The organism is Pseudomonas sp. NPDC079086 (assembly GCF_044542155.1).
In the GTDB taxonomy this organism is placed as follows: Bacteria; Pseudomonadota; Gammaproteobacteria; order Pseudomonadales; family Pseudomonadaceae; genus Aquipseudomonas.
Window position 1 is genome coordinate 771,529 of sequence record NZ_JBITTY010000002.1, and the last position, 25,674, is coordinate 797,202.

At 60.0% G+C, this 25,674-nt stretch carries 21 protein-coding genes, 2 tRNA genes and 1 pseudogene; 13 read left to right on the forward strand and 11 right to left on the reverse strand.

The genetic code is table 11. The annotated features are described in order from the left end of the window. Window positions 1-10: 10 nt before the first annotated feature. Together purN and ACIGEK_RS13285 are read left to right on the forward strand one after the other, a co-directional pair. Entirely contained in the window at window positions 11-661 is a 651-nt protein-coding gene (purN, locus tag ACIGEK_RS13280) for a phosphoribosylglycinamide formyltransferase (RefSeq protein WP_397493757.1), read from the forward strand. Window positions 662-669: 8 nt separating this feature from the next. Further along, window positions 670-1,386, forward strand: coding sequence for a DUF3108 domain-containing protein (locus ACIGEK_RS13285; RefSeq protein WP_397493758.1), 717 nt, complete (start codon window positions 670-672; stop codon window positions 1,384-1,386). Window positions 1,387-1,462: 76 nt separating this feature from the next. On the opposite strand, the gene ACIGEK_RS13290 is transcribed toward ACIGEK_RS13285, so the two are convergent. From ACIGEK_RS13290 to cysM, 5 genes and pseudogenes are all read right to left on the reverse strand, one after another. After that, window positions 1,463-2,002, reverse strand: coding sequence for a DUF2058 domain-containing protein (locus ACIGEK_RS13290; RefSeq protein WP_397493759.1), 540 nt, complete (start codon window positions 2,000-2,002; stop codon window positions 1,463-1,465). A 71-nt stretch (window positions 2,003-2,073) separates the two neighbouring features. Further along, window positions 2,074-2,905, reverse strand: a pseudogene (gene mazG / locus ACIGEK_RS13295) (nucleoside triphosphate pyrophosphohydrolase). A gap of 140 nt (window positions 2,906-3,045) precedes the next feature. Further along, window positions 3,046-5,289 carry a GTP diphosphokinase gene (gene relA / locus ACIGEK_RS13300; protein ID WP_397493760.1) on the reverse strand — a complete coding sequence of 748 codons (2,244 nt, stop codon included), beginning with the start codon at window positions 5,287-5,289 and terminating at the stop codon, window positions 3,046-3,048. A gap of 170 nt (window positions 5,290-5,459) precedes the next feature. Continuing rightward, window positions 5,460-6,812, reverse strand: coding sequence for a 23S rRNA (uracil(1939)-C(5))-methyltransferase RlmD (rlmD, locus tag ACIGEK_RS13305; protein WP_397493761.1), 1,353 nt, complete (start codon window positions 6,810-6,812; stop codon window positions 5,460-5,462). Next, the gene (gene cysM, locus ACIGEK_RS13310) at window positions 6,812-7,708 is read right to left on the reverse strand and encodes a cysteine synthase CysM (protein ID WP_397493762.1); all 897 of its coding nucleotides are present in this window, start codon (window positions 7,706-7,708) and stop codon (window positions 6,812-6,814) included. Before cysM ends, rlmD begins: the two co-directional genes overlap by 1 nt. A gap of 150 nt (window positions 7,709-7,858) precedes the next feature. Here cysM and ACIGEK_RS13315 point away from each other — a divergent pair, with 150 nt between their 5' ends. The 4 genes from ACIGEK_RS13315 to ACIGEK_RS13330 are packed head-to-tail and all read left to right on the forward strand — an operon-like array spanning window position 7,859 to window position 12,506. Next, window positions 7,859-10,609 carry an ATP-binding protein gene (locus ACIGEK_RS13315; protein WP_397493763.1) on the forward strand — a complete coding sequence of 917 codons (2,751 nt, stop codon included), beginning with the start codon at window positions 7,859-7,861 and terminating at the stop codon, window positions 10,607-10,609. A 35-nt stretch (window positions 10,610-10,644) separates the two neighbouring features. Next, the gene (locus ACIGEK_RS13320) at window positions 10,645-11,637 is read left to right on the forward strand and encodes a 2-hydroxyacid dehydrogenase (RefSeq protein WP_397493764.1); all 993 of its coding nucleotides are present in this window, start codon (window positions 10,645-10,647) and stop codon (window positions 11,635-11,637) included. Between the two features lie 27 nt (window positions 11,638-11,664). Then, complete coding sequence (locus ACIGEK_RS13325) at window positions 11,665-12,105, forward strand: hypothetical protein (RefSeq protein ID WP_269381695.1); 441 nt, start codon at window positions 11,665-11,667, stop codon at window positions 12,103-12,105. Beyond that, entirely contained in the window at window positions 12,102-12,506 is a 405-nt protein-coding gene (locus tag ACIGEK_RS13330; RefSeq protein WP_397493765.1) for an META domain-containing protein, read from the forward strand. The genes ACIGEK_RS13325 and ACIGEK_RS13330 overlap by 4 nt, the downstream gene beginning before the upstream one ends. A 100-nt stretch (window positions 12,507-12,606) precedes the next feature. Here the strand turns inward: ACIGEK_RS13330 and ACIGEK_RS13335 are convergent, their stop codons facing one another. From ACIGEK_RS13335 to ACIGEK_RS13350, 4 genes are all read right to left on the reverse strand, one after another. Next, entirely contained in the window at window positions 12,607-13,371 is a 765-nt protein-coding gene (locus ACIGEK_RS13335) for an amino acid ABC transporter ATP-binding protein (protein ID WP_269381697.1), read from the reverse strand. A gap of 10 nt (window positions 13,372-13,381) precedes the next feature. Beyond that, window positions 13,382-14,479, reverse strand: a complete 1,098-nt coding sequence (locus ACIGEK_RS13340) for an amino acid ABC transporter permease (protein ID WP_397493766.1) — start codon at window positions 14,477-14,479, stop codon at window positions 13,382-13,384. Window positions 14,480-14,488: 9 nt separating this feature from the next. Next, window positions 14,489-15,673, reverse strand: a complete 1,185-nt coding sequence (locus tag ACIGEK_RS13345) for an amino acid ABC transporter permease (RefSeq protein ID WP_397493767.1) — start codon at window positions 15,671-15,673, stop codon at window positions 14,489-14,491. Between the two features lie 101 nt (window positions 15,674-15,774). Then, entirely contained in the window at window positions 15,775-16,803 is a 1,029-nt protein-coding gene (locus ACIGEK_RS13350) for an amino acid ABC transporter substrate-binding protein (protein WP_397493768.1), read from the reverse strand. A gap of 478 nt (window positions 16,804-17,281) precedes the next feature. On the opposite strand from ACIGEK_RS13350, the gene ACIGEK_RS13355 reads away from it, so the two are divergent. The 5 genes from ACIGEK_RS13355 to rhlB all read left to right on the forward strand — a co-directional run bounded on the left by ACIGEK_RS13355 (window position 17,282) and on the right by rhlB (window position 23,800). Next, on the forward strand, window positions 17,282-17,941 hold the full coding sequence (locus ACIGEK_RS13355; protein WP_397493769.1) for an alpha/beta hydrolase: 660 nt from the start codon (window positions 17,282-17,284) through the stop codon (window positions 17,939-17,941). 22 nt (window positions 17,942-17,963) lie between these two features. Further along, window positions 17,964-19,865, forward strand: coding sequence for an acyl-CoA synthetase (locus tag ACIGEK_RS13360; RefSeq protein ID WP_397493770.1), 1,902 nt, complete (start codon window positions 17,964-17,966; stop codon window positions 19,863-19,865). A 197-nt stretch (window positions 19,866-20,062) separates the two neighbouring features. After that, window positions 20,063-21,001, forward strand: a complete 939-nt coding sequence (locus ACIGEK_RS13365) for a GGDEF domain-containing protein (protein ID WP_397493771.1) — start codon at window positions 20,063-20,065, stop codon at window positions 20,999-21,001. Between the two features lie 88 nt (window positions 21,002-21,089). Further along, complete coding sequence (locus tag ACIGEK_RS13370; protein WP_397493772.1) at window positions 21,090-22,253, forward strand: dipeptidase; 1,164 nt, start codon at window positions 21,090-21,092, stop codon at window positions 22,251-22,253. 104 nt (window positions 22,254-22,357) lie between these two features. Beyond that, window positions 22,358-23,800 (forward strand): ATP-dependent RNA helicase RhlB, encoded by a 1,443-nt coding sequence (rhlB, locus tag ACIGEK_RS13375; RefSeq protein ID WP_397493773.1) that lies wholly within the window; start codon window positions 22,358-22,360, stop codon window positions 23,798-23,800. 71 nt (window positions 23,801-23,871) lie between these two features. Here the strand turns inward: rhlB and dinB are convergent, their stop codons facing one another. After that, window positions 23,872-24,933, reverse strand: a complete 1,062-nt coding sequence (gene dinB, locus ACIGEK_RS13380; protein WP_397493774.1) for a DNA polymerase IV — start codon at window positions 24,931-24,933, stop codon at window positions 23,872-23,874. Window positions 24,934-24,956: 23 nt separating this feature from the next. Next, complete coding sequence (locus ACIGEK_RS13385) at window positions 24,957-25,172, reverse strand: zinc-ribbon domain-containing protein (protein WP_397493775.1); 216 nt, start codon at window positions 25,170-25,172, stop codon at window positions 24,957-24,959. A 205-nt stretch (window positions 25,173-25,377) separates the two neighbouring features. On the opposite strand from ACIGEK_RS13385, the gene ACIGEK_RS13390 reads away from it, so the two are divergent. Next, window positions 25,378-25,454: transfer RNA gene (locus ACIGEK_RS13390), tRNA-Met, on the forward strand. 122 nt (window positions 25,455-25,576) lie between these two features. Next, a tRNA-Met gene (locus ACIGEK_RS13395) sits at window positions 25,577-25,653 on the forward strand. The last annotated feature ends 21 nt before the right edge of the window (window positions 25,654-25,674 follow it).

The window sequence follows — 25,674 nt, forward strand, 5'->3', positions numbered from 1 at the left end:
GTCGGCACCGATGCCAACAGACTGCAATGTGGTGGTGCTGATCTCCGGCTCCGGCGGCAACCTGCAGGCGCTGATCGACAGCATCGCCCATGCTGGCACCCCGGCACGCATCGCCGCGGTGATTTCAAACCGCGCCGATGCGTTCGGCCTGGAGCGCGCCAAACAGGCGGGCATCGCCACCAAGGTGCTCGACCACAAGCAGTTCGAAGGCCGCGAGGCCTTTGATGCCGCGCTGGTTGAGGCCATCGATGCGTTTAATCCGCAGCTGGTGGTACTGGCCGGTTTTATGCGCATCCTCACCCCGGGTTTCGTCCGCCACTACGTCGGCCGCCTGCTAAACATCCACCCTTCGCTGCTGCCGAAATACAAAGGCCTGCATACTCATCAACGGGCGCTGGATGCCGGTGATAGCGAGCATGGCTGCAGCGTGCACTTCGTCAGTGAGGAACTCGATGGCGGACCACTGGTCGTACAGGCAGTGGTACCGGTACAGTCGGATGACTCACCGACCAGCCTGGCGCAGCGCGTACACCAGCAGGAACATGTGATTTACCCGCTGGCCGTGCGCTGGTTTGCTGAAGGCCGTTTGCAGCTGACTGCGCAAGGGGCCATGTTGGACGAGCAACTGTTACCGAGCACCGGACACCTTATTCGAACTTAGGAGACACCATGGGTCGCGCCTTACTGTTCGCTCTAACACTTCTGAGCCTGCCGGCATTAGCCGTCGAGCTGAAACCCTTTTCTGCCAGTTACACCGCCGACTGGAAGCAACTGCCCGTCAGCGGTAGCGCTGAACGCAGCCTTGAAGCGCTCGATAACGGCCTGTGGCAGCTCAACTTCGAAGCCTCGATGCTGATCGCCAGCTTGACCGAACAAAGCACACTGCGCGTGGATAAAGACGTATTCCTGCCGCAGACCTATCTGTACGAGCGCAACGGCCTGGGCAAGGGCAAGAAGATCGAGCACGACTTCGACTGGAGCGCCAAACAGGTGATCGGCAGCGACCGCGACACTCCGGTGCGCCTGCCGCTGAACCGCGGCCTGCTGGACAAATCGACCTACCAGTTGGCCCTGCAATACGACGTGGCCGCTGGCACTAAGACCATGAGCTACCAGGTGGTCGATGGTGATGAAGTGGAAACCTACGATTTCCGCGTGCTCGGCGAGGAGGTGGTGCGCACCAAGGCTGGCCTCATCGATGCGATCAAGGTCGAGCGCGTGCGCGACCCGACGCAAAGTAGCCGCAAGACCATCCTCTGGTTCGCCAAGGACTGGGACTTCTTGCTGGTACGCCTGCATCAGGTCGAGAAAGACGGCAAGGAATACCAGATCATGCTCAAGGAAGGCACAGTCGACGGCAAAACCGTTGCAGGTCGCCAGGACTGAGTTGATCCCATAAAAAAGCCGAGCTAAGTGCTCGGCTTTTTTATGGGCTGATTTCTGCAGGTTCGGCCCAGGGCCATCACCACATCAGATCATCCGGCACCTGATAGGCCGCATACGGGTCATCGGCATCTGGTGCTTCGGTCGGGGTATTGAGCAGTACCACGCGTTGTGGGTCGCGCTCCTGAATCTTTAGCGCGGCTTCGCGCGGGATCACCTCATAACCGCCGCCGTGGCGCACGATGGCCAGCGAGCCGCTACTGAGCTTGTTGCGCATCAGGCTGTTCACCGACAGGCGCTTGACCTTTTTGTCGTCGACGTAGTTGTAGTAATCCTCTGTGCTCAGCTTGGGCAGGCGCGAGGCCTCGATCAGCTGCTTGATCTGCGCGACACGGGCCTTCTGCTCAATCTTTTCCTGCTGCTGACGGTTAAGCTCCTGGTCACGGGCAGCCTTTTCGGCCATGGCCTGTTGAGCGGCGAGCTTTTGCGATTCGTCCTTCTCGACCTGACCTTTGTGCACCAGGCGTTGTTGTTTCTGCTGCTGCTTGCCGGCCTGCTTGGCCTGCTTTTCGTTGACCAGCCCAGCTTTAAGCAACTGATCGCGTAGTGAGAGAGCCATAACCTACCTTTCCAACCATCAATTTAAAGCGGGCGTACCCACCATCAGCGTGCAGACTGCACCCGCAAAACTCAACAACTCGGGGTCTGCTTTTCCAGCTTCTTCGCTTCGCCCCAGAGCGCGTCCAATTCATCTAGGGGGGCAATCTTCCATGTTGCGCCCTGCTTCGCGCAATGCCTGCTCGATAAAACGAAAGCGTCGTTCGAACTTGCCATTGGCCGCGCGCAATGCGGTTTCCGGATCAACTTTCAGATGCCGCGCCAGGTTGCTGACCACAAACAGCAGATCACCGATTTCCTCACTAATCGCCTCAGGGTCGTTCTCGCTCATGGCCTCGAGCACCTCATCCAGCTCTTCGCGCACCTTGTCCACCACCGGCAAGGCATCCGGCCAGTCAAAACCGACCTGGGCGGCGCGCTTCTGCAATTTGATCGCCCTGCTGAGCGACGGCAGCGCTGTGGGCACATCGTCGAGCAGTGAGAGTTGCTCAGGGGCTGCTGTCTTTTCGGCACGCTCTTCGGCCTTGATCTGTTCCCAGCGCTGCTTGACCGCGGTCTCTTCCAGCTTGGCCACATCCACTGCGCCGTACAGATCACCATCGGGGAAGACATGGGGATGGCGACGAATCAATTTGCTCGTGATGCCATCGACCACCTGGGCAAACTCGAAACGCCCTTCTTCCCGCGCCAGCTGGCTGTAATACACCACCTGAAACAGCAGATCGCCGAGCTCACCGGGCAGATGATCGAAGTCGCCGCGCTCGATGGCGTCGGCCACCTCGTACGCCTCTTCGATAGTGTGCGGCACGATCGTCACGTAGTTCTGCTTGAGATCCCACGGGCAGCCGTGCTGCGGGTCACGCAGCCGGGCCATCAGGTGCAGCAGGTCGTCGAGTTGGTACATAAGATTCCTTTACATCCGTAACCCTGAGCGTCGCGAGCGAAGGTCAGACAAGGCGAAGGGGAAGTGAAAAAGCGGAGTTGGCTTTTGCCAATGAGCATTTTTCAATTCCCCTTCAACGCAGTATCACCGAGCGCAGCAGCTCAGGAAACCCGATGGCGGCGCGCTTCGATAATATTCGGCAGCTGGGAAATACGCCCCAACAAACGCCCAAGCGCATCCAAACCAGGAATCTCCACGGTTATGGACATGGACGCAGTGTTGTCGTCCTTGTTCGAACGGGTGTTAACCGCCAGTACATTGAGCCGTTCGTTGAGCAGTACCTGGGTCACGTCACGCAGCAGCCCGGAACGGTCGTAGGCCTTGATGATGATTTCTACCGGGTAGGTCTGCACCGGCACCGGGCCCCAGTTGACCTGGATAATCCGCTCTGGCTCGCGCCCAGCAAGCTGCAACACCGAGGCACAGTCCTGACGGTGGATGCTCACGCCGCGACCCAGAGTGATGTAGCCGACAATCGGATCGCCCGGCAGCGGCTGGCAGCAGCCGGCCATCTGGGTCAGCAGGTTGCCGACGCCCTGGATCTGGATATCGCCGCGTTTGCCCGGCTTGAACCCCAGCGCCTTGCGCGGGATCAGCTCCAGCTGCTCGTTAACTCGATCCGGCTCGACCAGTTGCTGCGCCAGGTTGACCAGTTGCGCCAGGCGCAGATCGCCCGCGCCGAGGGAAGCAAACAGGTCCTCGCTGGTCTTCATATTGGCCTTCTCGGCCAACTTTTCGAAATCCACATGCGGCAATGCCAGGCGCTGCAGCTCACGCTCCAGCAGAACCTTACCGGCGGCAACGTTCTGGTCGCGGTCCTGCAGTTTGAACCAGTGAACAATCTTCGCCCGCGCCCGCGAGGTGGTGACGTAACCAAGGTTGGAGTTCAGCCAGTCGCGGCTCGGTGTACCGTGCTTGCTGGTGATGATCTCCACCTGCTCGCCAGTCTGCAGGCTGTAATTGAGCGGCACGATACGCCCGTTGATCTTCGCGCCACGGCAGTTGTGGCCGATCTCGGTGTGTACGCGGTAGGCAAAATCCAGCGGCGTTGCGCCCTTCGGCAGGTCGATGGCGTGACCATCCGGGGTGAACACATAAACCCGGTCCGGCTCAATATCCACGCGCAGCTGCTCAGCCAGGCCACCGATATCACCGAGTTCTTCGTGCCATTCAAGCACTTGACGCAGCCAGGAAATCTTCTCTTCGTAGTGGTTGGAGCTGGCCTTGACGTCAGTGCCCTTGTAACGCCAGTGCGCGCACACGCCCAGCTCGGCTTCCTCGTGCATGGCCTGGGTGCGTATCTGCACTTCCAGCACCTTGCCTTCCGGGCCGAGCACGGCGGTGTGCAGCGAGCGGTAGCCGTTTTCCTTGGGGTTGGCGATGTAATCGTCAAACTCTTTGGGAATGTGCCGCCACAAGGTGTGCACAATGCCAAGCGCGGTGTAGCAATCGCGCACTTCCGGCACCAGCACGCGTACTGCGCGCACGTCATAGATCTGGCTGAACTGCAGGCCCTTGCGCTGCATTTTTCGCCAGATTGAATAGATGTGTTTAGCCCGTCCGCTGATGTCAGCCTTGACCCCAGTGGCCTCAAGCTCGGTACGCAGCTGATCCATCACTTCATTGATGTAGTGCTCGCGATCCAGGCGGCGCTCGTGCAGCAGCTTGGCGATCTGCTTGTACTGCTCGGGCTCCAGGTAACGGAAAGACAGGTCTTCCAGTTCCCACTTGATATGGCCGATACCCAGGCGGTGGGCCAGCGGTGCGTAGATATCGAACACTTCGCGGGCTACGCGCTGACGTTTCTCATCATCGGCTTCTTTCACCGCACGGATGGCGCAGGTGCGCTCGGCCAGCTTGATCAACGCCACGCGCACGTCATCAACCATCGCCACGAGCATCTTGCGCAGGTTTTCCACCTGCGCCTGGGAGCCGAGCACCAGAGAATCACGCGGGTTCATCGATGCGCTGATTGCCGCCATGCGCAGCACGCCCTCAACCAGTTTGGCCACCACCGGACCGAAACGCTGATGCACCAGCGCCAACGGCACTTTGCCCTCGCGCACGCAGCGGTAGATTACGGCTGCGACCAGGGAGTCCTGATCGAGCTTGAGGTCGGCGAGAATTTCGGCGATTTCCAGACCGGAGCGGAAGCTCGACGCGCCCTCGGTCCACAGATTCTTCGCGGCATTGGCCTGCTGCTCAGCCTCGCGGGCGAACTCGCAGGCCTCGCGCAGGGCTTCGCGATCCAGCGCCGGATCGACACTCAGCACATGCCCGAGCCAGGCTTCAAGGTTGATGCTGCCGTCGTCGTTGATCGGCTGATGCGCTCTGACCTGAACCATCTTGCTTACCTTCCCTACGGTGCACGGAATGCACACCGAACAGTCGCCGCCTTCTATGAGCCGGTCGGTTTAACCACTTAAGGCGCGATCCCTGTGCGCCCCTGCAGCACCGAGATAAGGGCGACGCCGGATAAAACCAAGCACCTGCCGCCGTACCCCGGCGCTTCTATCTACTGCCTGACAAACAGCGCCATCGCTTCCACGTGCGCGGTTTGCGGAAACATATCGAGGATACCGGCGCGTTCCAGCCGATAGCCTTGCGCCAGCAACTCGGCGCTATCGCGGGCCAGGGTCGTCGGGTTGCACGACACATACAGCACCCGTTTGACGCCAAGTGTCGTCATTTGCTTGACCGCCTGCAGCGCGCCATCACGCGGCGGGTCCAGCAGCACGGCAGCGAAACCGCCCTGCGCCCAGCCAGCGTCAGCCAGCGGGTTGGACAGGTCGGCCTGGAAAAAGTGCGCATTGCCCAGGCCGTTGCTCGCGGCATTATCAGCGGCGCGCTCAACCATGGCCTGCACGCCCTCCACCGCCACCAGTTCCCGCACCCGCTGGGCCAGCGGCAAGGCGAAATTACCCAACCCGCAGAACAAATCCAGCACGCGTTCATCGGCCTGCGGCGCCAGCCAGTCCAGCGCCTGCGCGACCATGGCGTCATTCACCGGCTGATTGACCTGGACAAAATCGCCAGGCCGGTAAGCCAGGTCGAGATCAAAAGCATTCAGGCGATAACTCAGCTGCTGCGCTGGGTCATACGGCTGCGGCTCGGCGCTGCCGTGCAACCACAACTGCGCCTCCTGCGCGGTGCAGAACGCCTGCAAGCGAGCCAAGTCGGCTTCGCTCAGCGCAGCGGTATGCCTTATCAGCACAGCACTGGAGCTGCCGCTAAACAACTCGACATGACCAATGGCCTGGGGTTTATCCAGCTCACGCAAGACCTGCGGTAATGCGCGCAGGATCGGCTGCAAAGGCTGTACCAGAACCAGGCAATCGCTGATGGCGATAATGTCCTGGCTGGCGGCAGCGCGAAAACCAACATCCAGGCACTTGGCCTTATTGTCCCAGCGCACAGCAATGCGTGCGCGGCGACGATAACCCAGTTCCGGGCCAACCAGCGGCGCGGCCCACTCTTGCGGCTCAAGATTGGCCAAGCGACTGAGTTGCTCGGCGAGCATGCGCTGTTTCAGGGCAAGCTGATCGGCATGGGGCATATGTTGCAGGCTGCAACCGCCGCAGACTTTGGCATGCACGCAGGCCTCGCTGCGGCGCTCAGCGCTGGCGGTGAGAATGCGCTCAACCCGCGCCTCGACCACCTTGCCATGGGCGCCAAGCACCCGCGCTTCGATCTGCTCGCCAGCCAATGCGCCGCTGACAAACCAGGTACGCCCTTCGCTAAACCCGATGCCCCGACCATCATTGGCCTGGCGCTCAATGGCGAGTTTCTGTTTTTTTCCAACCGGAACCTGCGGCGCCCGGGAACCACCACTGGGTTGAAAGCGCAGACCGCCGTCTTTCTTGGCCATCAGTTGCTCGGTGCGTCGTAAACGCCACTGGACAGGTAACGGTCGCCACGGTCGCAGATGATCGCCACCATCACCGCGTTCTCGACTTCCTGGGATAGGCGCAGCATCGCCGCCACCGAACCACCGGAGGACACCCCGCAGAAAATACCTTCTTCACGTGCCAGGCGGCGCATGACGTCTTCGGCTTCCTGCTGCCCCATATCAATGATGCGATCAACCCGCTCAGCCTGGTAAATCTTCGGCAGGTATTCCTGTGGCCAGCGGCGGATACCAGGAATTGCTGCGCCCTCCATCGGCTGCAGACCGACGATCTGCACATCAGGCTTTTGCTCTTTCAAGAAGCGCGACACGCCCATGATGGTACCGGTGGTACCCATGGAGCTGATGAAATGGGTGATCTGCCCGCCCGTCTGCTGCCAGATTTCCGGGCCGGTGCTGGTGTAATGGGCAATCGGGTTGTCGCCGTTGGCAAACTGATCGAGCACCTTGCCTTTGCCATCAGCCTGCATCTGCAAGGCCAGGTCACGGGCTTCTTCCATGCCGCCCACCAGAATCAGCTGCGCGCCGTAAGCGGTCATCGCCGCCTTGCGTTCGGCGGTGGAGTTGTCCGGCATGATCAGAATCATGCGGTAGCCCTTGATCGCCGCAGCCATGGCCAGGGCGATGCCGGTGTTGCCACTGGTGGCCTCAATCAGCACATCACCGGGCTGGATATCACCGCGCTGCTCGGCGCGGGTAATCATCGACAACGCCGGGCGGTCCTTTACCGAACCCGCCGGGTTGTTGCCTTCCAGCTTCAACAGCAAGGTGTTACTGGTGTTACCCGGCAGGCGCTGCAAACGCACCAGCGGGGTGTTGCCGATGCAATCGGCGATAGTTGGGTAATGCGGGCTCATGGCGAACGAAATGTTCCAGAAGCAAAGAAGGCCGCCATGATAACGGCAAACCTCGCCCGGCCATATAACAGAGCCAATGTAGACAACAGCATTTGCCATAAGAACAGGTGCAGCCGCTAAACTGCACCAGGTCAATACAGGAGGCAGCGCGTGTTAAAGGATTTAGGCATCAAAGGCCGTGTGCTCATGCTCACCCTGCTGCCCACCAGCCTGTTGGCGCTGGTGCTGGGTGGCTATTTCACTTGGGTGCAGTTGTCCGGCTTGCAGGGGCAATTGTTGCAACGCGGGCAGATGATCATTGAGCAACTCGCGCCGCTGGCCGCACCGGCGCTGCATGCCGGTGACAGTGAGGTGCTGCAGCGCATTGCCAGCCAGGCACTCGATCAGCCGGATGTGCGCGCCGTGAGTTTTCTCGCTGCCGAGCGCAACACCCTTGCCCACGCGGGCCCCAGCATGCTCAACCCCTCGCCGGCGACAGGCGAGCAGCAACCTGCGCAGAACAGCAGCCAGAACGCCACGCGTTTTCTGTTGCCGGTGTATCAGCAGCACCTGAGCCTGACCGGCAAAGCCACTGCAGAGCCTGGCACCCGGCTGCTCGGCTGGGTCGAGCTGGAGTTGTCGCACCACAGCACCCTGCTCAGCGGCTACCGCAGCCTACTCGCCAGTCTGCTGCTGATTGCCGCCGGGCTGATGGTCACCGCCCTGCTCGCCGTACGCATGAGCCGCACGATCAACGACCCGCTACGGCAGATCAAACAAAGCGTCGCCCAGCTCAAGGACGGCGACCTGGAAACCCGCCTGCCGCCACTCGGCAGCCATGAGCTGGACGAGCTGGCATCGGGCATCAACCGCATGGCTGAGTCGTTGCAGAACGCCCAGGAAGAACTGCAACACAGCGTCGACCAGGCCACCGAAGACGTGCGGCAGAACCTGGAAACCATCGAAATCCAGAACATCGAACTCGACCTGGCGCGTAAAGAAGCCTTGGAGGCCAGCCGGATCAAATCCGAATTCCTCGCCAATATGAGCCATGAAATCCGTACCCCGCTCAACGGCATCCTCGGTTTCACCAACCTGCTGCAGAAAAGCGAACTGACCCCACGCCAGCAGGATTACTTGGGCACCATCGAAAAATCCGCCGACAGCCTGCTGGCGATCATCAACGAGATACTCGACTTCTCGAAGATCGAGGCCGGCAAGCTGGTCCTCGAAAATATCCCGTTCAACCTGCGCGACCTGCTGCAGGACACCCTGACCATCCTTGCCCCAGCCGCCCACGCCAAACAACTGGAACTGCTCAGCCTGGTGTACCGCGACACGCCGCTATCGCTGATCGGCGACCCGCTGCGACTGAAGCAGGTGCTGACCAACCTGGTGAGCAACGCGATCAAGTTCACCCGCGCCGGCACCATCGTGATTCGCGCTATGCTCGAAGACGAAAGCGCCGACCGTGCGCAGCTGCGCATCAGCGTGCAAGACACAGGCATCGGCCTGTCTGATGAAGACCTGCGCGAGCTGTTCCAGGCCTTCAGCCAGGCCGACAACTCTCTCAGTCGTCAGGCCGGCGGCACCGGTCTGGGCCTGGTGATTTCCAAGCGCCTGATCGAGCAGATGGGCGGTGAAATCGGCGTCGACAGCACGCCGGAAGAAGGCTCTGAATTCTGGATTACCCTGAGCCTGCCCAAAGCCCGCGACGATACTGAAGACCTGCCGCGGCCACCGCTGCTCGGCCGTCGTGCTGCCGCCTTGGAACACCACGACCTGGCACGTCAGGCCTTGCAGCACCAGCTGGAAGACTGTGGCCTGCTAGTCAGCGGCTTCGACAACCTCGACAGCCTGCTCGCCAGCGTGGCCGAAGCGCGGCATAGCGCTCAACCGTTTGAGCTGGCCATACTCGGCGTCAGCACTCAGACCCTGCCTCCGGAGCGCCTCGATCAGCGCATCTGGGAACTTGAGCGGCTGGCCTGCAAAACCCTGCTGCTGTGCCCCACCACCGAGCAGTCGCTGTACCACAGCCTGCTGCCGGATGCGTACAGCCAACTGCAAGCTAAACCGGCCTGTACGCGCAAACTGCAACGGGGCCTGGCCGAGCTGGTCAGCCCAAGACAGAGCCGCAGCGAAAATCAGCACAGCGCACCGAGCAGGCCGCCACTGATTCTCTGCGTCGACGACAATCCGGCCAACCTGCTGCTGGTGCAAACCCTGCTGGACGACATGGGCGCCCAGGTCAGCATCGCCAACAGCGGCTATGAGGCCGTGGAAAAAGCCGCCGAGCAGACGTTCGACCTGATCTTTATGGATGTACAAATGCCCGGCATGGACGGCCGTCAGGCCACCGAAGCGATTCGTCAACAGGAAAATGAGCGCAGTCAGGGCCCAGTGCCGATTGTCGCGCTAACCGCCCACGCCCTCGCCAACGAGAAACGCGCCCTCCTGCAAAGCGGCCTGGACGATTACCTGACCAAGCCGATCAGCGAGCGCCAACTGGCCCAGGTGGTTCTCAAGTGGACCGGCCTGGCCCTGCGCAACCAGAGCAGCGAACACACAGGCATCAGCGCCACGCATAACAACCTCAGCGTGCTGGACGCCGATGAAGGCCTGCGTTTGGCCGCCGGCAAAGCCGATCTGGCCGCCGACATGCTGAGCATGTTGCTCGCCGGCCTACCGGGTGACCGCCAGGCCATCCGCCAGGCGCGGGACAGTGGCGAGCGCAACAGCCTGATCGAACGCGTACACCGCCTGCACGGGGCTACCCGTTACTGCGGCGTGCCACAACTGCGCGCCGCCTGCCAGCGCAGCGAAACCCTGCTGAAACAGAACGACCCTGCTGCCCAGCACGCTCTGGATGAACTGGATGCTGCCATCGAGCGACTGGCCCGGCACGCTCAGGTCAGCGCCTGATTCAGGTCGATAAAACTCGCGAGCCAAGGAATCCCATGCGCATCATCCTGTTCAGCAGCAAGCCTTACGACCAACAGAGCTTTAGCGCTGCGGATTTTCCAGACGATTGGCAGCTGAGTTTTCAAGAAGCGCATCTGCGCCAAGGCAGTGCCGGCCTTGCCGTCGGTTGCGAGGTGGTTTGCGCCTTTATCAATGACGACCTCGGCGCCGCGGTGCTGCAGCAACTAGCCGCCGGCGGTACTCGACTGATTGCCCTACGCTCGGCAGGCTACAACCACGTCGACCTGTACGCCGCGCACGCTCTCGGCCTAACGGTGGTGCGGGTGCCCGCCTACTCACCGCATGCTGTCGCCGAGCATGCCCTGGCGCTGATCATGACGCTCAACCGGCGTACCCACCGCGCCTTCAACCGCACCCGCGAAGGCGACTTCTCCCTGCACGGGCTGATCGGCTTTGACCTGCACGGCAAACAAGTCGGCATCATCGGCGCCGGGCAGATCGGCCTGACCTTTGCACGAATCATGGCCGGCTTCGGCTGCCAGCTGCTGATTCATGACCCCGCGCCCATCGCCGAGCTACCCACCGGCGCGCGACAGGTCGAGCTGGATCAGCTGCTCGAAAGCAGCAACATCATCAGCCTGCACTGCCCGCTCAACGCCGCCACCCATCACCTGATCAGCGCCGAGCGCTTGCAGCAGATGCAACGCGGCGCAATGTTGATCAATACCGGACGCGGGGCCTTGATCGATACCCCGGCGCTGATCGGCGCGCTGAAAAGCGGGCAACTGGGCTATCTGGGCCTGGATGTTTATGAGGAAGAAGCCGAGCTGTTCTTCGAGGACTGCTCCGAACAGCCGCTGCAGGATGATGTGCTCGCGCGCCTGCTGAGTTTCCCCAATGTACTGATTACCGCGCACCAGGGCTTTCTTACCCACGAAGCATTGGCGGCGATTGCCAGCACCACCCGTGACAATATCGTCGCCTGGCTGGGAAATGCGCCGATCAATCAGCTACTTCCTGCCGCGTGATAGCATTTGCGCACATTTGGAGGATTCATGGCTGAACACGACTTTCGCTACAACCTGCTCAACCCCGAGCACACCCTGATCGAATGCCGCGCACTGGCACCAGGCCGTTACCAGGTAACCGGCAATGGCGGCTCGATTCAGAGCGGCGACACCCTGCTGGTCACTCTCAAGGGCAGCCGCGAGCTGTCCATGCGCCTACAGGCCGACAAGGTACGCCACCTGATTAACCCGCGCGGCCAGTGGGTGGCCGTGGCCACCGGCCCAGCGTTCAAGGAACTGGCGATCTTCAATTGGCAGGCCAACTGCGACAGCTGCAACGCTCAGCTGGATTTTGAGTTCGCCGTCGACGCCGCCCTCGGTAAAAAGGCCCAGGCACCGGCCGCCGAAGCGCGAATCAAGGAACTGGGCTGGCAGTCGAAAAGCGCCAAGCACCTGTGCCCGAAATGCATCAACAAGGAGGCTATATGAAACGCGTACTGACTATCAGCCTGCTGGCTGCCGGTCTCGTGGGCTGCGCCACATCTGCGCCACAGCTGGAAACCGAACACACCTACCTGGTGGAATGGATTGGCGAACGCCCGCTGATCGACCGCAGCCACCTGACCATCACCCTCGGTGACGACGGCCGCGCCTATGGCAATGCCGGCTGCAACCACTGGTTTGCCGGCTACACCCTGACTGGCGACAAGCTCAGCTTCAGCGCCGCCGGCAGCACCCGCAAGATGTGCGCACCGGCGCTGATGGAGCAAGAAGCACGCTTTCTCGACAGCCTGAGCAAAGTAGAACGCTGGGACTTCTCCGCCACCGAACAGCTGCAGCTATGGCCCGCCGAAGGCAAACCATTGCGCCTTTGGCCTGAAAGCAAGTAACCACACAGCATTGCTGCGCGCCAGCCCGAAGGGTGGCCGTGAGGGATGGCAGGCCATAAAAAAGGGAGCCCGAAGGCTCCCTTTTTGTTGCGGCTGCAACTCAGTGAATGATCTGACTAAGGAACAGCTTGGTGCGTTCGTTCTGCGGGTTGGTGAAGAAGGCGTTGGGTTCGTTCTGTTCCACGATCTCGCCCTTGTCCATAAAGATCACTCGGTTCGCCACGGTACGGGCAAAGCCCATTTCGTGGGTTACGCAGAGCATGGTCATGCCATCTTCAGCCAGGCCGATCATGGTATCCAGCACTTCCTTGACCATTTCTGGATCGAGGGCCGAGGTCGGTTCGTCGAACAGCATGATCTTCGGCTTCATGCACAGCGCACGGGCAATCGCCACACGCTGCTGCTGACCACCTGAAAGCTGACCAGGGAACTTGTTGGCCTGCTCCGGAATACGCACGCGCTCAAGAAAGTGCATGGCAATCTCTTCAGCCTGACGCTTTGGCATCTTGCGCACCCACATCGGGGCCAAGGTGCAGTTCTGCAGCACGGTCAGGTGAGGGAACAGGTTGAAGTGCTGGAACACCATACCGACCTCACGACGCACCGCTTCGATGTGTTTCAGGTCGTGGGTCAGCTCGGTGCCATCAACTACGATGCGCCCCTGCTGGTGTTCTTCCAGGCGGTTAAGGCAGCGGATGGTGGTCGATTTGCCCGAGCCGGACGGCCCGCACAGCACGATACGTTCACCGGCCTGCACATTCAGGTTGATGTCTTTGAGCACATGGAACTGACCGTACCATTTGTGCACGCCTTGCATCTGGATCATGCCGTCAGCAGGCGCAGGCTGTTTGTTTGCTTCACTCATGGGTTAGCTCCTAACGCTTGTGGCCGGTGTCCAGCTTGCGCTCCAGATGTTGGGAGTAGCGGGACATACCAAAACAGAAAATCCAGAAAATCAGCGCGGCGAACACATAGCCTTCAGTGGCCATGCCCAGCCAAGCCGGATCGGTGGTGGCTTGCTTGATGCTGTTGAGCAGGTCGAACAGGCCGATGATGATCACCAGGCTGGTGTCCTTGAACAGCGCAATAAAGGTGTTGACGATGCCGGGAATAACCAGCTTCAGGGCTTGCGGCAGAATCACCAGGCCCATCATCCGCCAGTAGCCCAGCCCCATGGCCGCAGCAGCTTCGTACTGACCCTTGGGAATCGCCTGCAGACCGCCACGCACCACTTCGGCGATATAGGCCGATTGGAACAGGATCACGCCGATCAACGCACGCATCAGCTTGTCGAAGGACAGGCCCTCAGGCAGGAACAGCGGCAGCATTACCGAGGACATAAACAGCACGGTGATCAACGGCACCCCGCGCCAGAACTCGATAAAGGTCACGCAGATCACGCGGATCGCCGGCATGTCCGAGCGTCTCCCCAGCGCCAGCAGAATGCCCAGCGGCAAGGCGCCTGCAATACCGACAGCAGCGATCACCAGGGTCAGCATCAGACCGCCCCACTGGCTGGTGGGCACGGTCGACAGACCGAAGAAACCACCGTGTAGCAGCCAGTACGCCAGCAGCGGGTAAACCACCAGGAAGCTCAGACCATACATGGCCTTGCGCGGCATTTGCGGCACGAACAACGGTGCAGCACCGATGACCGCCAGCCACAGTGTCAGGTCAACGCGCCAGCGCAGCTCACTCGGGTAGAAGCCGTACATGAACTGGCCGAAACGCTGCTGCACAAACACCCAGCAGGCACCGCCACTGGTGCAGTCGGCACGGGTGGTACCAGTCCAGTCCGCATCGATCAAGGCCCACTGAATCAGCGGCGGCACAATCAGCCACAACAGGTACGCCGCGAACAGCGTCAGCAAGGTGTTGAACCAGCTGGAGAACAGGTTGGCGCGCAGCCAACCGACCACACCGACGCTGAGCGCGGGTGGCGGTAGATCAGGTTTGAACGTATGAGTTTGCATGGCTGCTCCTTACCGCTCGATCAGCGCAATGCGCTTGTTGTACCAGTTCATCAGCATGGAAATGCTGATACTGATCGCCAGGTACACACTCATGGTGATGGCAATCACCTCGATCGCTTGCCCAGTCTGGTTGAGTACCGTACCGGCGAACAGCGAGACCATGTCCGGATAACCGATACCGGCGGCCAGCGAAGAGTTCTTCGCCAGGTTGAGATATTGGCTGGTCAGCGGCGGAATGATCACCCGCATTGCTTGCGGAATGATCACCAGACGCAGGGTCTTACCGGCAGGCAGGCCCAGGGAACGCGCCGCCTCGGTCTGCCCGTGGCTGACGGCCATGATCCCGGAACGCACGTTTTCGGCGATAAAGGCAGCGGTGTAGATGGTCAACGCCAGAGTCAGCGCCATCAGCTCGGGGATCAGCACCCAGCCACCACGGAAGTTGAAACCGCTCAGTTCCGGCACACTCCACTGCAGTGGGTTACCGCCCAGCAGAATCGCCAAACCTGGTAGGCCGATCAGCAGCGGAATCGCTCCCAGCGATACCGGAAACAGCTGACCGGTTGCCTCAAAACGCGCCTTCGACCAACGCGACAACAGCACCACGCCGATGATTGCGACAATCACCGCACCGGCAAACAGACTGAAGTTGTCCCCCGGACTCGGTGCCGGCATATACAGGCCACGGCTGTTAAGGAAGAACGTCTCGCCAACGCCCATGCTCTGCCGCGGTCCTGGCAGGGAGAGCATCACAGCGAAGTACCAGAAGAAGATTTGCAGCAGCGGCGGGATATTACGGAACGTCTCGATGTACACGGTGGCCAGTTTGCTGACCAACCAGTTCGGCGACAGACGCGCCACACCCAGCAGGAAACCCAACAGCGTCGCCAGGACAATACCAATCACCGACACCAACAAGGTGTTGAGCAGGCCCACCACGAAAACACGCCCATAGGAGTTGCTTTCGTCGTAGTCGATCAGGTGCTGGGCAATGCCGAAACCGGCGCTGTTATTGAGAAAGGAAAACCCGGAAGTGATGCCGCGTTTTTCCAGGTTGGTCTGGGTGTTGTCAAACAGAAACCAGCCGAGCGCCACAACGGCGACAACAGCAAGAATTTGAAATAGCCAGGCACGTGCCTTGGGGTCGGTCCAAACCGATCCACCGGGGCGCGGGACATTTGCAGTGGTTTGCATAGGAGCCCTCTTGGAACCCTCATGCCCGCATTAGCGGGCATGAGGTTCACATCAATCAGAACAATGCCAGCCACTCAGGAAGAGCGGCTGGCAGCGGACGGTCAGCGCACTGGCGGTGCGTACTGCAGACCACCCTTGTTCCACAGGGCGTTGAGGCCACGTTCGATCTTCAGCTCGCTGCCGACACCGACGTTGCGCTCGAAGCTTTCGCCGTAGTTACCCACTTGCTTGACGATCTGTACGGCCCAGTCTTTCGGCAGTTTCAGATCTTTACCGAATTCACCTTCAGCACCGAGCAAACGAGCTACGTCGGGGTTCTTGGTGGATTTGGCTTGCTCTTCGACGTTGGCCGAAGTGATGCCCAGCTCTTCAGCGTTGACCATCGCGTACAGCGACCAGCGCACGATGTCGAACCACTCTTCGTCACCCTGGCGTACGACCGGGCCCAGTGGCTCTTTCGAGATCACTTCCGGCAGTACCACGTAGGATTCCGGATCGGCCAGCTTGATGCGCTGTGCGTACAGCTGCGACTGGTCAGAGGTCAGCACGTCGCAACGGCCGGCTTCAACCGATTTGGCGCTCTCGTCGGAGGTGTCGTAGGTGATCGGGGTGTACTTCAGGCTGTTGGCGCGGAAGTAGTCGGAGAGGTTCAGCTCGGTGGTGGTACCTGCCTGGATGCAGACAGTTGCGCCGTCGAGCTCTTTAGCGCTGGAAACGCCGAGTTTCTTGTTAACCAGGAAGCCTTGACCGTCGTAGTAGTTGACGCCGGCAAAGTTCAGACCCAGGCCAGAATCGCGCGAGCTGGTCCAGGTGGTGTTACGCGAGAGGATGTCGACTTCGCCGGACTGCAGCGCGGTGAAGCGCTCTTTGGCGGTCAGCGGGCTGTACTTGACCTTGGTTGCGTCACCGAATACTGCAGCAGCAACTGCGCGGCATACGTCAACGTCTAGGCCCATGTAATTGCCTTTCTCATCGGCGTAGGAGAAGCCAGGCAGACCATCGCTGATACCGCACTGTACGAAACCTTTCTTCTGGATCGCGTCCAGAGTAGCGCCTGCTTGAGCAAAACTGCTGACACCGAGAACAGCTGCGGTGGTCAGTACTGCCAATGTGGATTTCACCATCTTCATTAAAACCTCCAGTTGCTTTTGTTGTGTTTGGAGTCTCGGTTCTACCACCGTACCCTTATGGGGCTCGCTGACTGTGTCGGCAGCAACACACTCAACCGGGGATCAAACCTTAGCGCGAGTTTAGTTGCCGATTGCTCCAGCGGCCATAAACTCTCACCCGCCCATTATTTGAATGGGCTAGAGACAGATAGCAAGTGACTTGTCGCACAGCATGCAGCGCCTGGCGAACCTGTGAAACGCCGGTAACGGCTTTTCAGTCTGCTCCGCGCCCGATTTGGTGGCAGTGTTACCACAACCCGGCAACGTCATCAGTCCCTAGGGTGTATAGCAAGGCCCGTACCAGCGCCGCGCTTTGAGCACCATACGGACAGGTCAAGAGCAAAACTTGCACCCTGGCGACAACTTCTTTCTAGAATCGCCACCCTCGAAATTTTCCCGCGCACTAAATCAGCGCACACGCACCACAGCGGAGCCTCAAATGAGCGAACCCTTGATTCTTCAGCCCACACTTGCCGCCGACGCGTGCGTCATTTGGTTGCACGGCCTCGGTGCCGACCGCTACGATTTTATGCCGATTGCCGAGATGCTGCAGAAGCGCCTGCACAGCACCCGCTTCGTGCTGCCGCAAGCGCCGACACAACCGGTGACTATTAACAGCGGCTACGCCATGCCCAGCTGGTACGACATCCTGGCCATGAGCCCAGCACGAGCGATCAACCGTGAGCAACTGGAAGCCTCGGCGCAACAAGTGATCGCACTGATCGAAGCGCAACGCGACAGCGGCATAGATCCGTCGCGTATTGTTCTCGCTGGTTTCTCTCAGGGCGGCGCAGTGGTGCTGCACACCGCCTTCCTGCGCTGGCAGTTTGCACTCGGTGGGGTGATCGCCCTGTCGACCTATGCGCCAACGTTCAGCGACGACGTCAGCCTCGCAGATACAAAAAGACAACTGCCGGTCCTGTGTTTGCATGGCACATTCGACGACATTGTGTTGCCGGCCATGGGCCGCGCAGCCCATGACTACCTGAATGCCTCCGGCGTCAGCGTGCAATGGCGTGATTACCCGATGGGCCACGAAGTGGTGAATGAGGAAATCCGCGACATTGCCGACTGGCTGGAGCAACGATTCACCAGTTGAATGCCTGCGAGCGAGAACACTTATGCCTGCCATCCCAGCGATCAAGACCCTGCGCGACATCCAGCTGATTGAGCAAACCCCACTGGCCGAGCGCAACCTGCCGGCCAGCACCTATGAGTTGATCCGCCGCAGCGCTGAGCGGCAAGCGGATGCGCCGGCACTCTCGTTTATCCTCCAGGGCACAGCTGACGAGGCGGCTTATCGCCTCAGCTACGGGCAACTGCTGGGCAAGATCACCCAGACTGCCAACGCCTTCCATCGCCTGGGCCTGCGCCCGGGCAAAGCGGTGTCGTTTCTGCTGCCCAATCTACCGCACACTCACTTCACCATCTGGGGCGGTGAAGCAGCCGGGATCATCAATGCGATCAACCCGCTGCTCGACCCGGAACATATTGCCGAACTGATCCAGGCTTCGGACTCCGAGCTGCTGGTCACCCTCGCCCCCTTCCCCGGCACCGATCTGTGGGCCAAGGTCGAAGGACTGCGCGAGCAGCTGCCGGCGCTCAAAGCGATTATCTGCGTGGACATGGCCAACCTGCTGCCGGAGCCTCAATGCAGCGCCATCAAAACTCAGCGTGGGCCACTGCCAGATGGCGTGCTGGACTTCGACGAACTGATTGCCAGCTGCCCGGATGACCACCTGGAAAGCGGCCGCGTCATCGCCCCGGACGACATTGCCAGCTATTTCCACACCGGCGGGACCACCGGCACGCCGAAACTGGCACCGCATAGCCACGCCAATGAAGTCGCCATGGCTTACAGCATGAACATGGTGACGGACTTTGCACCGGTCGATGTCACCCTTTGCGGCTTGCCACTATTCCACGTCAACGGCGTAATCGTTACCGGTCTCACCGCCTTTATCGGCGGCGCTGAAGTGCTGCTGGCCACCCCGCAGGGTTATCGCAACCCCAACCTGATAGGCAATTTCTGGAAGATCATCGAACGCCACAAGGTCAGTTTCTTCAGTGGCGTACCGACCATCTATGCCGGCCTGCTGCAAGTGCCGAGCGAAGGCCATGACCTCAGCTCACTTAAATACGCCCTGTGCGGCGCCGCACCAATGCCGGTGGAACTGATTCGCCAGTTCGAAAGCAAAACCGGGCTGACCCTGATTGAAGGCTACGGTCTGACCGAAGGCACCTGCGGCAGCTGCGCCAACCCGCCTGCTGGCGAGCGGCGCCCCGGCTCCATTGGCCTGCCGATACCCTATTGCGAGGTGAGCATCAAGATCCTCGACGAACAAGGCAACTATCTAAGAGAGGCCAATCGCAATGAAATCGGCAACCTGTGCATCCGTGGTGCCACGGTGTTCAAGGGTTACCTGCAAACCAGCAAGAACGCCGGCATCTGGGTCGACGCCGACTGGTTCAACACCGGCGACCTGGGCCGTGTGGATGCCGACGGTTATATCTGGCTGACCGGGCGCAGCAAGGATCTGATCATCCGTGGCGGCCACAATATCGACCCACAGATGATCGAAGAAGCACTGCACAAGCACCCCGCCGTGGCCATGGCCGCAGCGGTCGGCAAACCCGACGAGAAAGCCGGCGAGCTGCCCGTGGTGTACGTGCAACTCAAGCCCGGTGCAGAGGTTAGCGAAGCCGACCTGCTGGCTCATGCTGCTGAGCACATCCCCGAGCGCGCGGCGATCCCCAAGGACGCCTGGATCATCGATGCCATCCCGCTGACCGCCGTGGGTAAAACCTTCAAGCCGGCGCTGCGCTTCGATGCCATTGCTCGCGTCTACCAGACTGCGCTGGCAGAGCTGGATTCGCGCCTGCGCGTCGATGTGCTCAGCGATGATCAACGCGGCCAGGTCGCCCACATCCACCTGCCCGCCGATCAGGCCGTGCTGGCTGAGGCCGTGACCCAACGCCTGGCCGGCTTCGCCGTGGCGATAGAACTGCACACCAGCGAGTAAGCAAGTGCTGGCGCAAGGATCGCGCCATATTTGTGACCAACCATCCATCTTCAATACCACTGGTCGTCCGTGCGTCTGACAAGCATTGTCAGGCCACAGGCAGCGGAATATGTTCAGACATGGCATTCGCCCTTAATGCAAGGAGCGCTAGCGATGACCAATATTATTCCCAACCCGCAGTCACACCTGCCGACCCAATGAAAAACGCCAAATGGCAGGCTGACCTGCAGCAACTTCGTCACCTGCGACTGTTCAATAACGTCGCCGCCAGCAGCATCAACCAGCTGCTCAAAGAATTCCGCGCCTGCGATCTGGAGGCCGGCGAAGTACTGCTGTCGCCCTTCAATCGCAATCAGTACCTCTACCTGCTGCTCAAGGGCCAACTCAAGGTCTATCTCGGCTCGCTCGACAGCCAGGCCGTCAGCACGTTGAAAGTCGGTGACTGCGCGGGCGAAATCAGCTTTATCGACAATGAGCATCCCTCTGCCTACGTGGTAGCGACCGAGCCCTGCAGCGTGCTGCGCCTGCACCGCGAATCGCTGTTCAACCTGTTCCAGCAATCGCCAGAACTGATGCAGAACATGCTCGAGCTGCTCTGCGATCGCGTGCGCAAAGGCAACCGGATCATCCTCGACAGCGAACAGACCGCCAATATCGACGCCCTCACCGGCGCCTATAACCGCCGCTGGCTGGAGCATATATTCGAGCGTGAAAGCACTCGCAGCGCCTTCAATGGCAAGCCGCTGTGCATGCTGATGCTCGATGTCGACCACTTCAAAGCCTACAACGACCAGCATGGTCATCTCGCCGGCGACTATGCCCTATGCCTGGTTGCGCATACTCTGCGCAACCAGCTGCGCCCCAAGGACAGCCTGACCCGCTATGGCGGCGAAGAGTTCGTCATTCTGCTGCCGGAAATCGCCATCGATGAAGCCCGCAGCATCGGCGAACGACTGCGCCTGGCTCTGCGCAATGTCAGCTCATTCCACTCACCGATTGGCGTATTGCCCGGCGTGACCGTGTCCATTGGTCTGGCACAAATGCAGCCAAAGGACAGCCTGCAAGGTGTGATCGCCCGCGCCGACAGCGCGCTGTATCAAGCCAAACAGCAAGGCCGCGACTGCATCTGCGGTTAGCCTACAGCGCAGTACCCGGCCATCACATTTTTCCTCCTTACTTGCTAGAGTGCAGCGCATAACAACAACGCCCGGATGGCACCTCACTATGCGCAAAGCCCTGCTTACTCTCCTGGTTCTTCTACTGATCGCGGCTGGCAGCGTATTTGTCCTGCCCTCCCTGCTTGATCGCAAGATGAACAGCGTCGAATCACCCGCTCCCTACCCCGCCAGCGAGCCGGCCAACCAGCTGCATCAACAGCTGTTTATTGCCGACCTGCATGACGACGCGCTGCTGTGGGAGCGTGACCTGCTCAAACGCTACGACTTTGGCCACTCCGATCTACCACGCATGCTCGAAGGCCACCTAGGCTTGCAGGTGTTCTCCACCGTGACCAAGACCCCGCGCGGCCTCAACTACGAGCGCAATAGTGGCGAAACCGACAACATTACGCTGCTGGCCATGGCCCAGCGCTGGCCACGGGAAACCTGGAACAGCCTGCTACAACGCGCGCTATACCAGGCGCACAAACTCAACGAAGCCAGCGTTAACAGCGGCGGTCGCCTGGTAATGATCAAGAACCGTGGCGACCTGGCCAACTTTGTCAGTGACTGGGAGAAAGATCCGCAGCGCGTTGCGGCAATCCTCGCCACCGAAGGCCTGCAACCGATCGAAGGCAAACTTGAAAACGTCGACACACTCTATAACGCCGGCTTTCGCATTACCGGCCTGACCCACTTCTTTGATAACGAAGTGGGTGGTTCGGCCCACGGCCTGGAAAAAGGTGGCCTGACACCTCTGGGGCGCCTGGTAATCAAGCGCCTGGAAGCGAAATCCATGCTAATTGATCTCGCCCACGCCTCACGCCCCTTAATCGACGATGTACTGGGCATGGCGATACGACCGCTACTGGTTTCTCATACAGGCGTCGAAGGCACCTGCAAAGGCACTCGCAACCTCAGCGACAAACACCTGCAGGCGATTGCTGCAACGGGCGGGGTCATTGGCATTGGTTACTGGGACGCTGCCGTCTGCGCAACCTCGGTCGAGGCCATCGTCAACGCGATCCGCTACACCGTAGATTTGATCGGCGTGCAGCATGTGGCGCTCGGGTCAGATTTTAACGGCACCATTCATGCGCCCTTCGACGTTACCGGCTTAGCGCAATTGACCGAAGGCCTGCTCAAGGCGGGCTTCAGCCACGACGAAATTGCCGCGATCATGGGCGGCAACGTACAGCGCCTACTGCTTGCCAGTCTTCCCGAAAACTGAATAAAAACCAGCCAATCACCGCCATCGGGCGCGGCACTTCGCCGCGCCGGCTTCTTGCTTTACACTGGCGGCCGTTCACTCCTTAACCAATTGATGAGATGACCGTGCTCAAAGCACTCAAAAAAATATTCGGCAAAGCCGAGGGCGAGCAATCCAGCCCAGTAACTCCGCCACCTGTAACGCCCAGTGCACCGCGCGCCCAGCCTGACGCCAGCGCTGAAAAAACCAGCCGTAGCGCCTCACCGCGCACTACTGAAGCCGCTGAAAAACCGTTACAGAGCAAGGAAAAACCGGCGAAAACACGCCGCGAGCGTCCTGCAAAACCAGCCAACACCTGGAAACTGGAAGACTTCGCCGTAACTCCGGCCGAGGGTAAAACCCGTTTTCATGACTTCAATCTCTCCCCCGAGCTGATGCATGCGATCCATGATCTTGGCTTCCCTTACTGCACGCCGATCCAGGCGCAGGTACTGGGCTACACCCTCAGTGGCCGCGACGCAATCGGTCGCGCCCAGACCGGCACGGGCAAAACTGCCGCCTTCCTGATCTCGATCATCACTCAGCTACTGCAAACTCCACCGCCGAAAGAGCGCTATATGGGCGAGCCACGCGCGCTGATTATTGCCCCGACCCGCGAACTGGTGGTGCAGATCGCCAAAGACGCCGCCGACCTGACCAAATACACCGGCCTCAATGTGATGAGCTTTGTCGGTGGCATGGACTTCGACAAACAGCTCAAGCTGCTTGAATCGCGCTTCTGCGACATTCTGGTGGCCACCCCGGGCCGTTTGCTCGACTTCAACCAGCGCGGCGAAGTGCACCTGGATATGGTCGAGGTGATGGTGCTGGATGAGGCCGACCGCATGCTCGACATGGGCTTTATCCCCCAGGTACGGCAGATCATCCGCCAGACCCCGATGAAGGGCGAACGCCAGACTTTGCTGTTCTCCGCGACCTTCACCGAAGACGTGATGAACCTGGCCAAGCAATGGACCACGGAGCCGGCGATCGTCGAGATCGAGCCGGAAAACGTCGCCAGCGATACGGTCGAGCAGCACGTTTATGCCGTGGCCGGCAGCGACAAATACAAGCTGCTGTACAACCTGATCACCCAGAACGACTGGATTCGTGTGATGGTCTTCGCCAACCGCAAAGATGAAGTGCGGCGCATCGAAGAACGCCTGACCCGCGACGGCATCAGCGCCGTACAGATGTCCGGTGACGTCCCCCAGCACAAGCGTATCCGCGCCCTGGAAGGCTTCCGTGAAGGCAAGATCCGCGTGATGGTCGCCACCGACGTAGCCGGCCGCGGCATCCATGTCGATGCGATCAGCCACGTGATCAACTTCACCCTGCCAGAAACACCAGACGACTACGTGCACCGCATCGGTCGTACCGGCCGCGCTGGCACTAGCGGCACGTCGATCAGCTTTGCCGGCGAAGACGACGCCTACGCCCTGCCCGCTATCGAAGCACTGCTAGGCCGCAAGATCGCCTGCGAAATGCCGCCAGACGAGCTGCTCAAGCCGGTACCGCGTAAGCACTGATCCATGCGCGACTAAAAAGGCGAAGCCCTGGGGCTTCGCCTTTTCTATTTCTGCGCCCTGCACACCCGCTGTCAGGGCGCAAACAACTCCAGCTGCTCGTGCTTACCGCACAGGTCATGCAAGCGCACGCCAACGCCCAGTAAACGCACAGCCTTGTTGCCACGCGCATAGGCGGCGCTCATCAGCCGCGTATAGCTTTCCAGATCACGACGCGCCCCGCCCTGCTCCAGGGTGGTCTGGCTGAAGTCATGGAACTTGATCTTGACGAAGGGTTTATCCGGCCGATAACTCGCATCCAGCCGTTCCATCCGCGTTGCCAGCTGCTCCAGCAACGCAGGCAATTGCTCCAGGCAGGCGGGCAAGTCCGGTAAATCTTTGTCGAAGGTATTTTCCACGCTAACCGACTGACGCCGACTGTCGTTATGCACGACCCGATCATCAATACCGCGTGCCAGCCCCCACAAGCGCTCACCGAAGCTGCCGAACTCCTTGACCAGCGCCAATTTGTTCCACTCGCGCAGGTCGCTGCAGGTACGGATGCCCAGACGCCCAAGCTTCTCAGCCGTGACTTTACCCACGCCATGCAGCTTGTTCACCGGTAAGGCGGCAACAAAATCCTCAACCTGATCCGGGGTAATCACAAATAGCCCATTGGGCTTCTTCCAGTCGCTGGCAATCTTGGCCAGAAACTTGTTCGGCGCCACGCCCGCAGAGACGGTGATGTGCAGCTCCTGCGAGACCCGCCGGCGAATATCCTGAGCGATGCGCGTGGCGCTGCCAGCAAAGTGCGGGCTGTCGGTTACATCTAGGTAAGCCTCATCCAGCGACAAGGGCTCGATCAGCTCGGTGTAATCGCGAAAGATCGCCTGAATCTCCCGCGATACCGCCTTGTAGGCATCCATCCGCGGCTTGACGATCACCAAATCCGGGCACAGCTTCAGCGCTTGTCCAGAGGCCATCGCCGAACGTACCCCATAACTGCGCGCCTCGTAATTACAGGTAGCAATCACCCCGCGCCGGTCCGCCGAACCACCTACCGCCAAAGGCTTGCTAGCCAGGCTCGGATCATCACGCATCTCAATTGCCGCGTAGAAGCAGTCGCAATCGACGTGAATGATCTTACGGCTGCTCATCGCCAAACCCACCAATCCTGCTGCTACTGCTGGGCTGAGCTTACAGGGGACGCAGGCTTGGCCTCGCTCTGCGCCTCCTCAGACTTGCCCATATAAGACTGGATAATCAGGATGACGATCAGCATAAAAGCCGCCAGAGGCAGTAACTTGGTCTTCGCCGATACGGCAGCACCGCAACCCGGACAGGTCTTGGCATCGGCTGGTACCTGAGCACCACAGGCTTTGCATTCAACGCTCATACTATTCCTCCCATTCAATGGGCACGGACTCTAGCCCAACAGACCTGTAGCGGGCTACGCCGAAAGCGCAGCAGCCTGCCCAATCAGGCTCTAGCAAAGGCCTCTGCAGCGAAAAGTCAGTCAGGGCGCGGCTAAGCATCTGAATAAAAACAACTTATATCCACCTTTAGGTTGACACATCGGAATTAGACGCTAAAATTGGCGCCGCGGGATGGAGCAGTCTGGTAGCTCGTCGGGCTCATAACCCGAAGGTCGTCGGTTCAAATCCGGCTCCCGCAACCAGATACTCAAAAAAGGCCACTCAATCGAGTGGCCTTTTTTGTTTCTACAGATCCACGATATAAGTTATTGATTAAAAACCAATAATCGATTGACAGAAGATCATATCTATATAGAATGTGCGGCGCGGGATGGAGCAGTCTGGTAGCTCGTCGGGCTCATAACCCGAAGGTCGTCGGTTCAAATCCGGCTCCCGCAACCAGATACTCAAAAAAGGCCACAC

Excerpts from the sequence above, each read along its gene's own strand:
- purN (WP_397493757.1), top strand. The coding sequence starts at position 11 with ATGCCAACAGACTGCAATGTGGTGGTGCTGATCTCCGGCTCCGGCGGC.
- ACIGEK_RS13285 (WP_397493758.1), top strand. The coding sequence starts at position 670 with ATGGGTCGCGCCTTACTGTTCGCTCTAACACTTCTGAGCCTGCCGGCA.
- ACIGEK_RS13290 (WP_397493759.1), bottom strand. The coding sequence starts at position 2,002 with ATGGCTCTCTCACTACGCGATCAGTTGCTTAAAGCTGGGCTGGTCAAC.
- relA (WP_397493760.1), bottom strand. The coding sequence starts at position 5,289 with ATGGTTCAGGTCAGAGCGCATCAGCCGATCAACGACGACGGCAGCATC.
- rlmD (WP_397493761.1), bottom strand. The coding sequence starts at position 6,812 with ATGGCCAAGAAAGACGGCGGTCTGCGCTTTCAACCCAGTGGTGGTTCC.
- cysM (WP_397493762.1), bottom strand. The coding sequence starts at position 7,708 with ATGAGCCCGCATTACCCAACTATCGCCGATTGCATCGGCAACACCCCG.
- ACIGEK_RS13320 (WP_397493764.1), top strand. The coding sequence starts at position 10,645 with ATGCGCATCATCCTGTTCAGCAGCAAGCCTTACGACCAACAGAGCTTT.
- ACIGEK_RS13325 (WP_269381695.1), top strand. The coding sequence starts at position 11,665 with ATGGCTGAACACGACTTTCGCTACAACCTGCTCAACCCCGAGCACACC.
- ACIGEK_RS13330 (WP_397493765.1), top strand. The coding sequence starts at position 12,102 with ATGAAACGCGTACTGACTATCAGCCTGCTGGCTGCCGGTCTCGTGGGC.
- ACIGEK_RS13335 (WP_269381697.1), bottom strand. The coding sequence starts at position 13,371 with ATGAGTGAAGCAAACAAACAGCCTGCGCCTGCTGACGGCATGATCCAG.
- ACIGEK_RS13340 (WP_397493766.1), bottom strand. The coding sequence starts at position 14,479 with ATGCAAACTCATACGTTCAAACCTGATCTACCGCCACCCGCGCTCAGC.
- ACIGEK_RS13345 (WP_397493767.1), bottom strand. The coding sequence starts at position 15,673 with ATGCAAACCACTGCAAATGTCCCGCGCCCCGGTGGATCGGTTTGGACC.
- ACIGEK_RS13350 (WP_397493768.1), bottom strand. The coding sequence starts at position 16,803 with ATGAAGATGGTGAAATCCACATTGGCAGTACTGACCACCGCAGCTGTT.
- ACIGEK_RS13355 (WP_397493769.1), top strand. The coding sequence starts at position 17,282 with ATGAGCGAACCCTTGATTCTTCAGCCCACACTTGCCGCCGACGCGTGC.
- ACIGEK_RS13360 (WP_397493770.1), top strand. The coding sequence starts at position 17,964 with ATGCCTGCCATCCCAGCGATCAAGACCCTGCGCGACATCCAGCTGATT.
- ACIGEK_RS13365 (WP_397493771.1), top strand. The coding sequence starts at position 20,063 with ATGAAAAACGCCAAATGGCAGGCTGACCTGCAGCAACTTCGTCACCTG.
- ACIGEK_RS13370 (WP_397493772.1), top strand. The coding sequence starts at position 21,090 with ATGCGCAAAGCCCTGCTTACTCTCCTGGTTCTTCTACTGATCGCGGCT.
- dinB (WP_397493774.1), bottom strand. The coding sequence starts at position 24,933 with ATGAGCAGCCGTAAGATCATTCACGTCGATTGCGACTGCTTCTACGCG.
- ACIGEK_RS13385 (WP_397493775.1), bottom strand. The coding sequence starts at position 25,172 with ATGAGCGTTGAATGCAAAGCCTGTGGTGCTCAGGTACCAGCCGATGCC.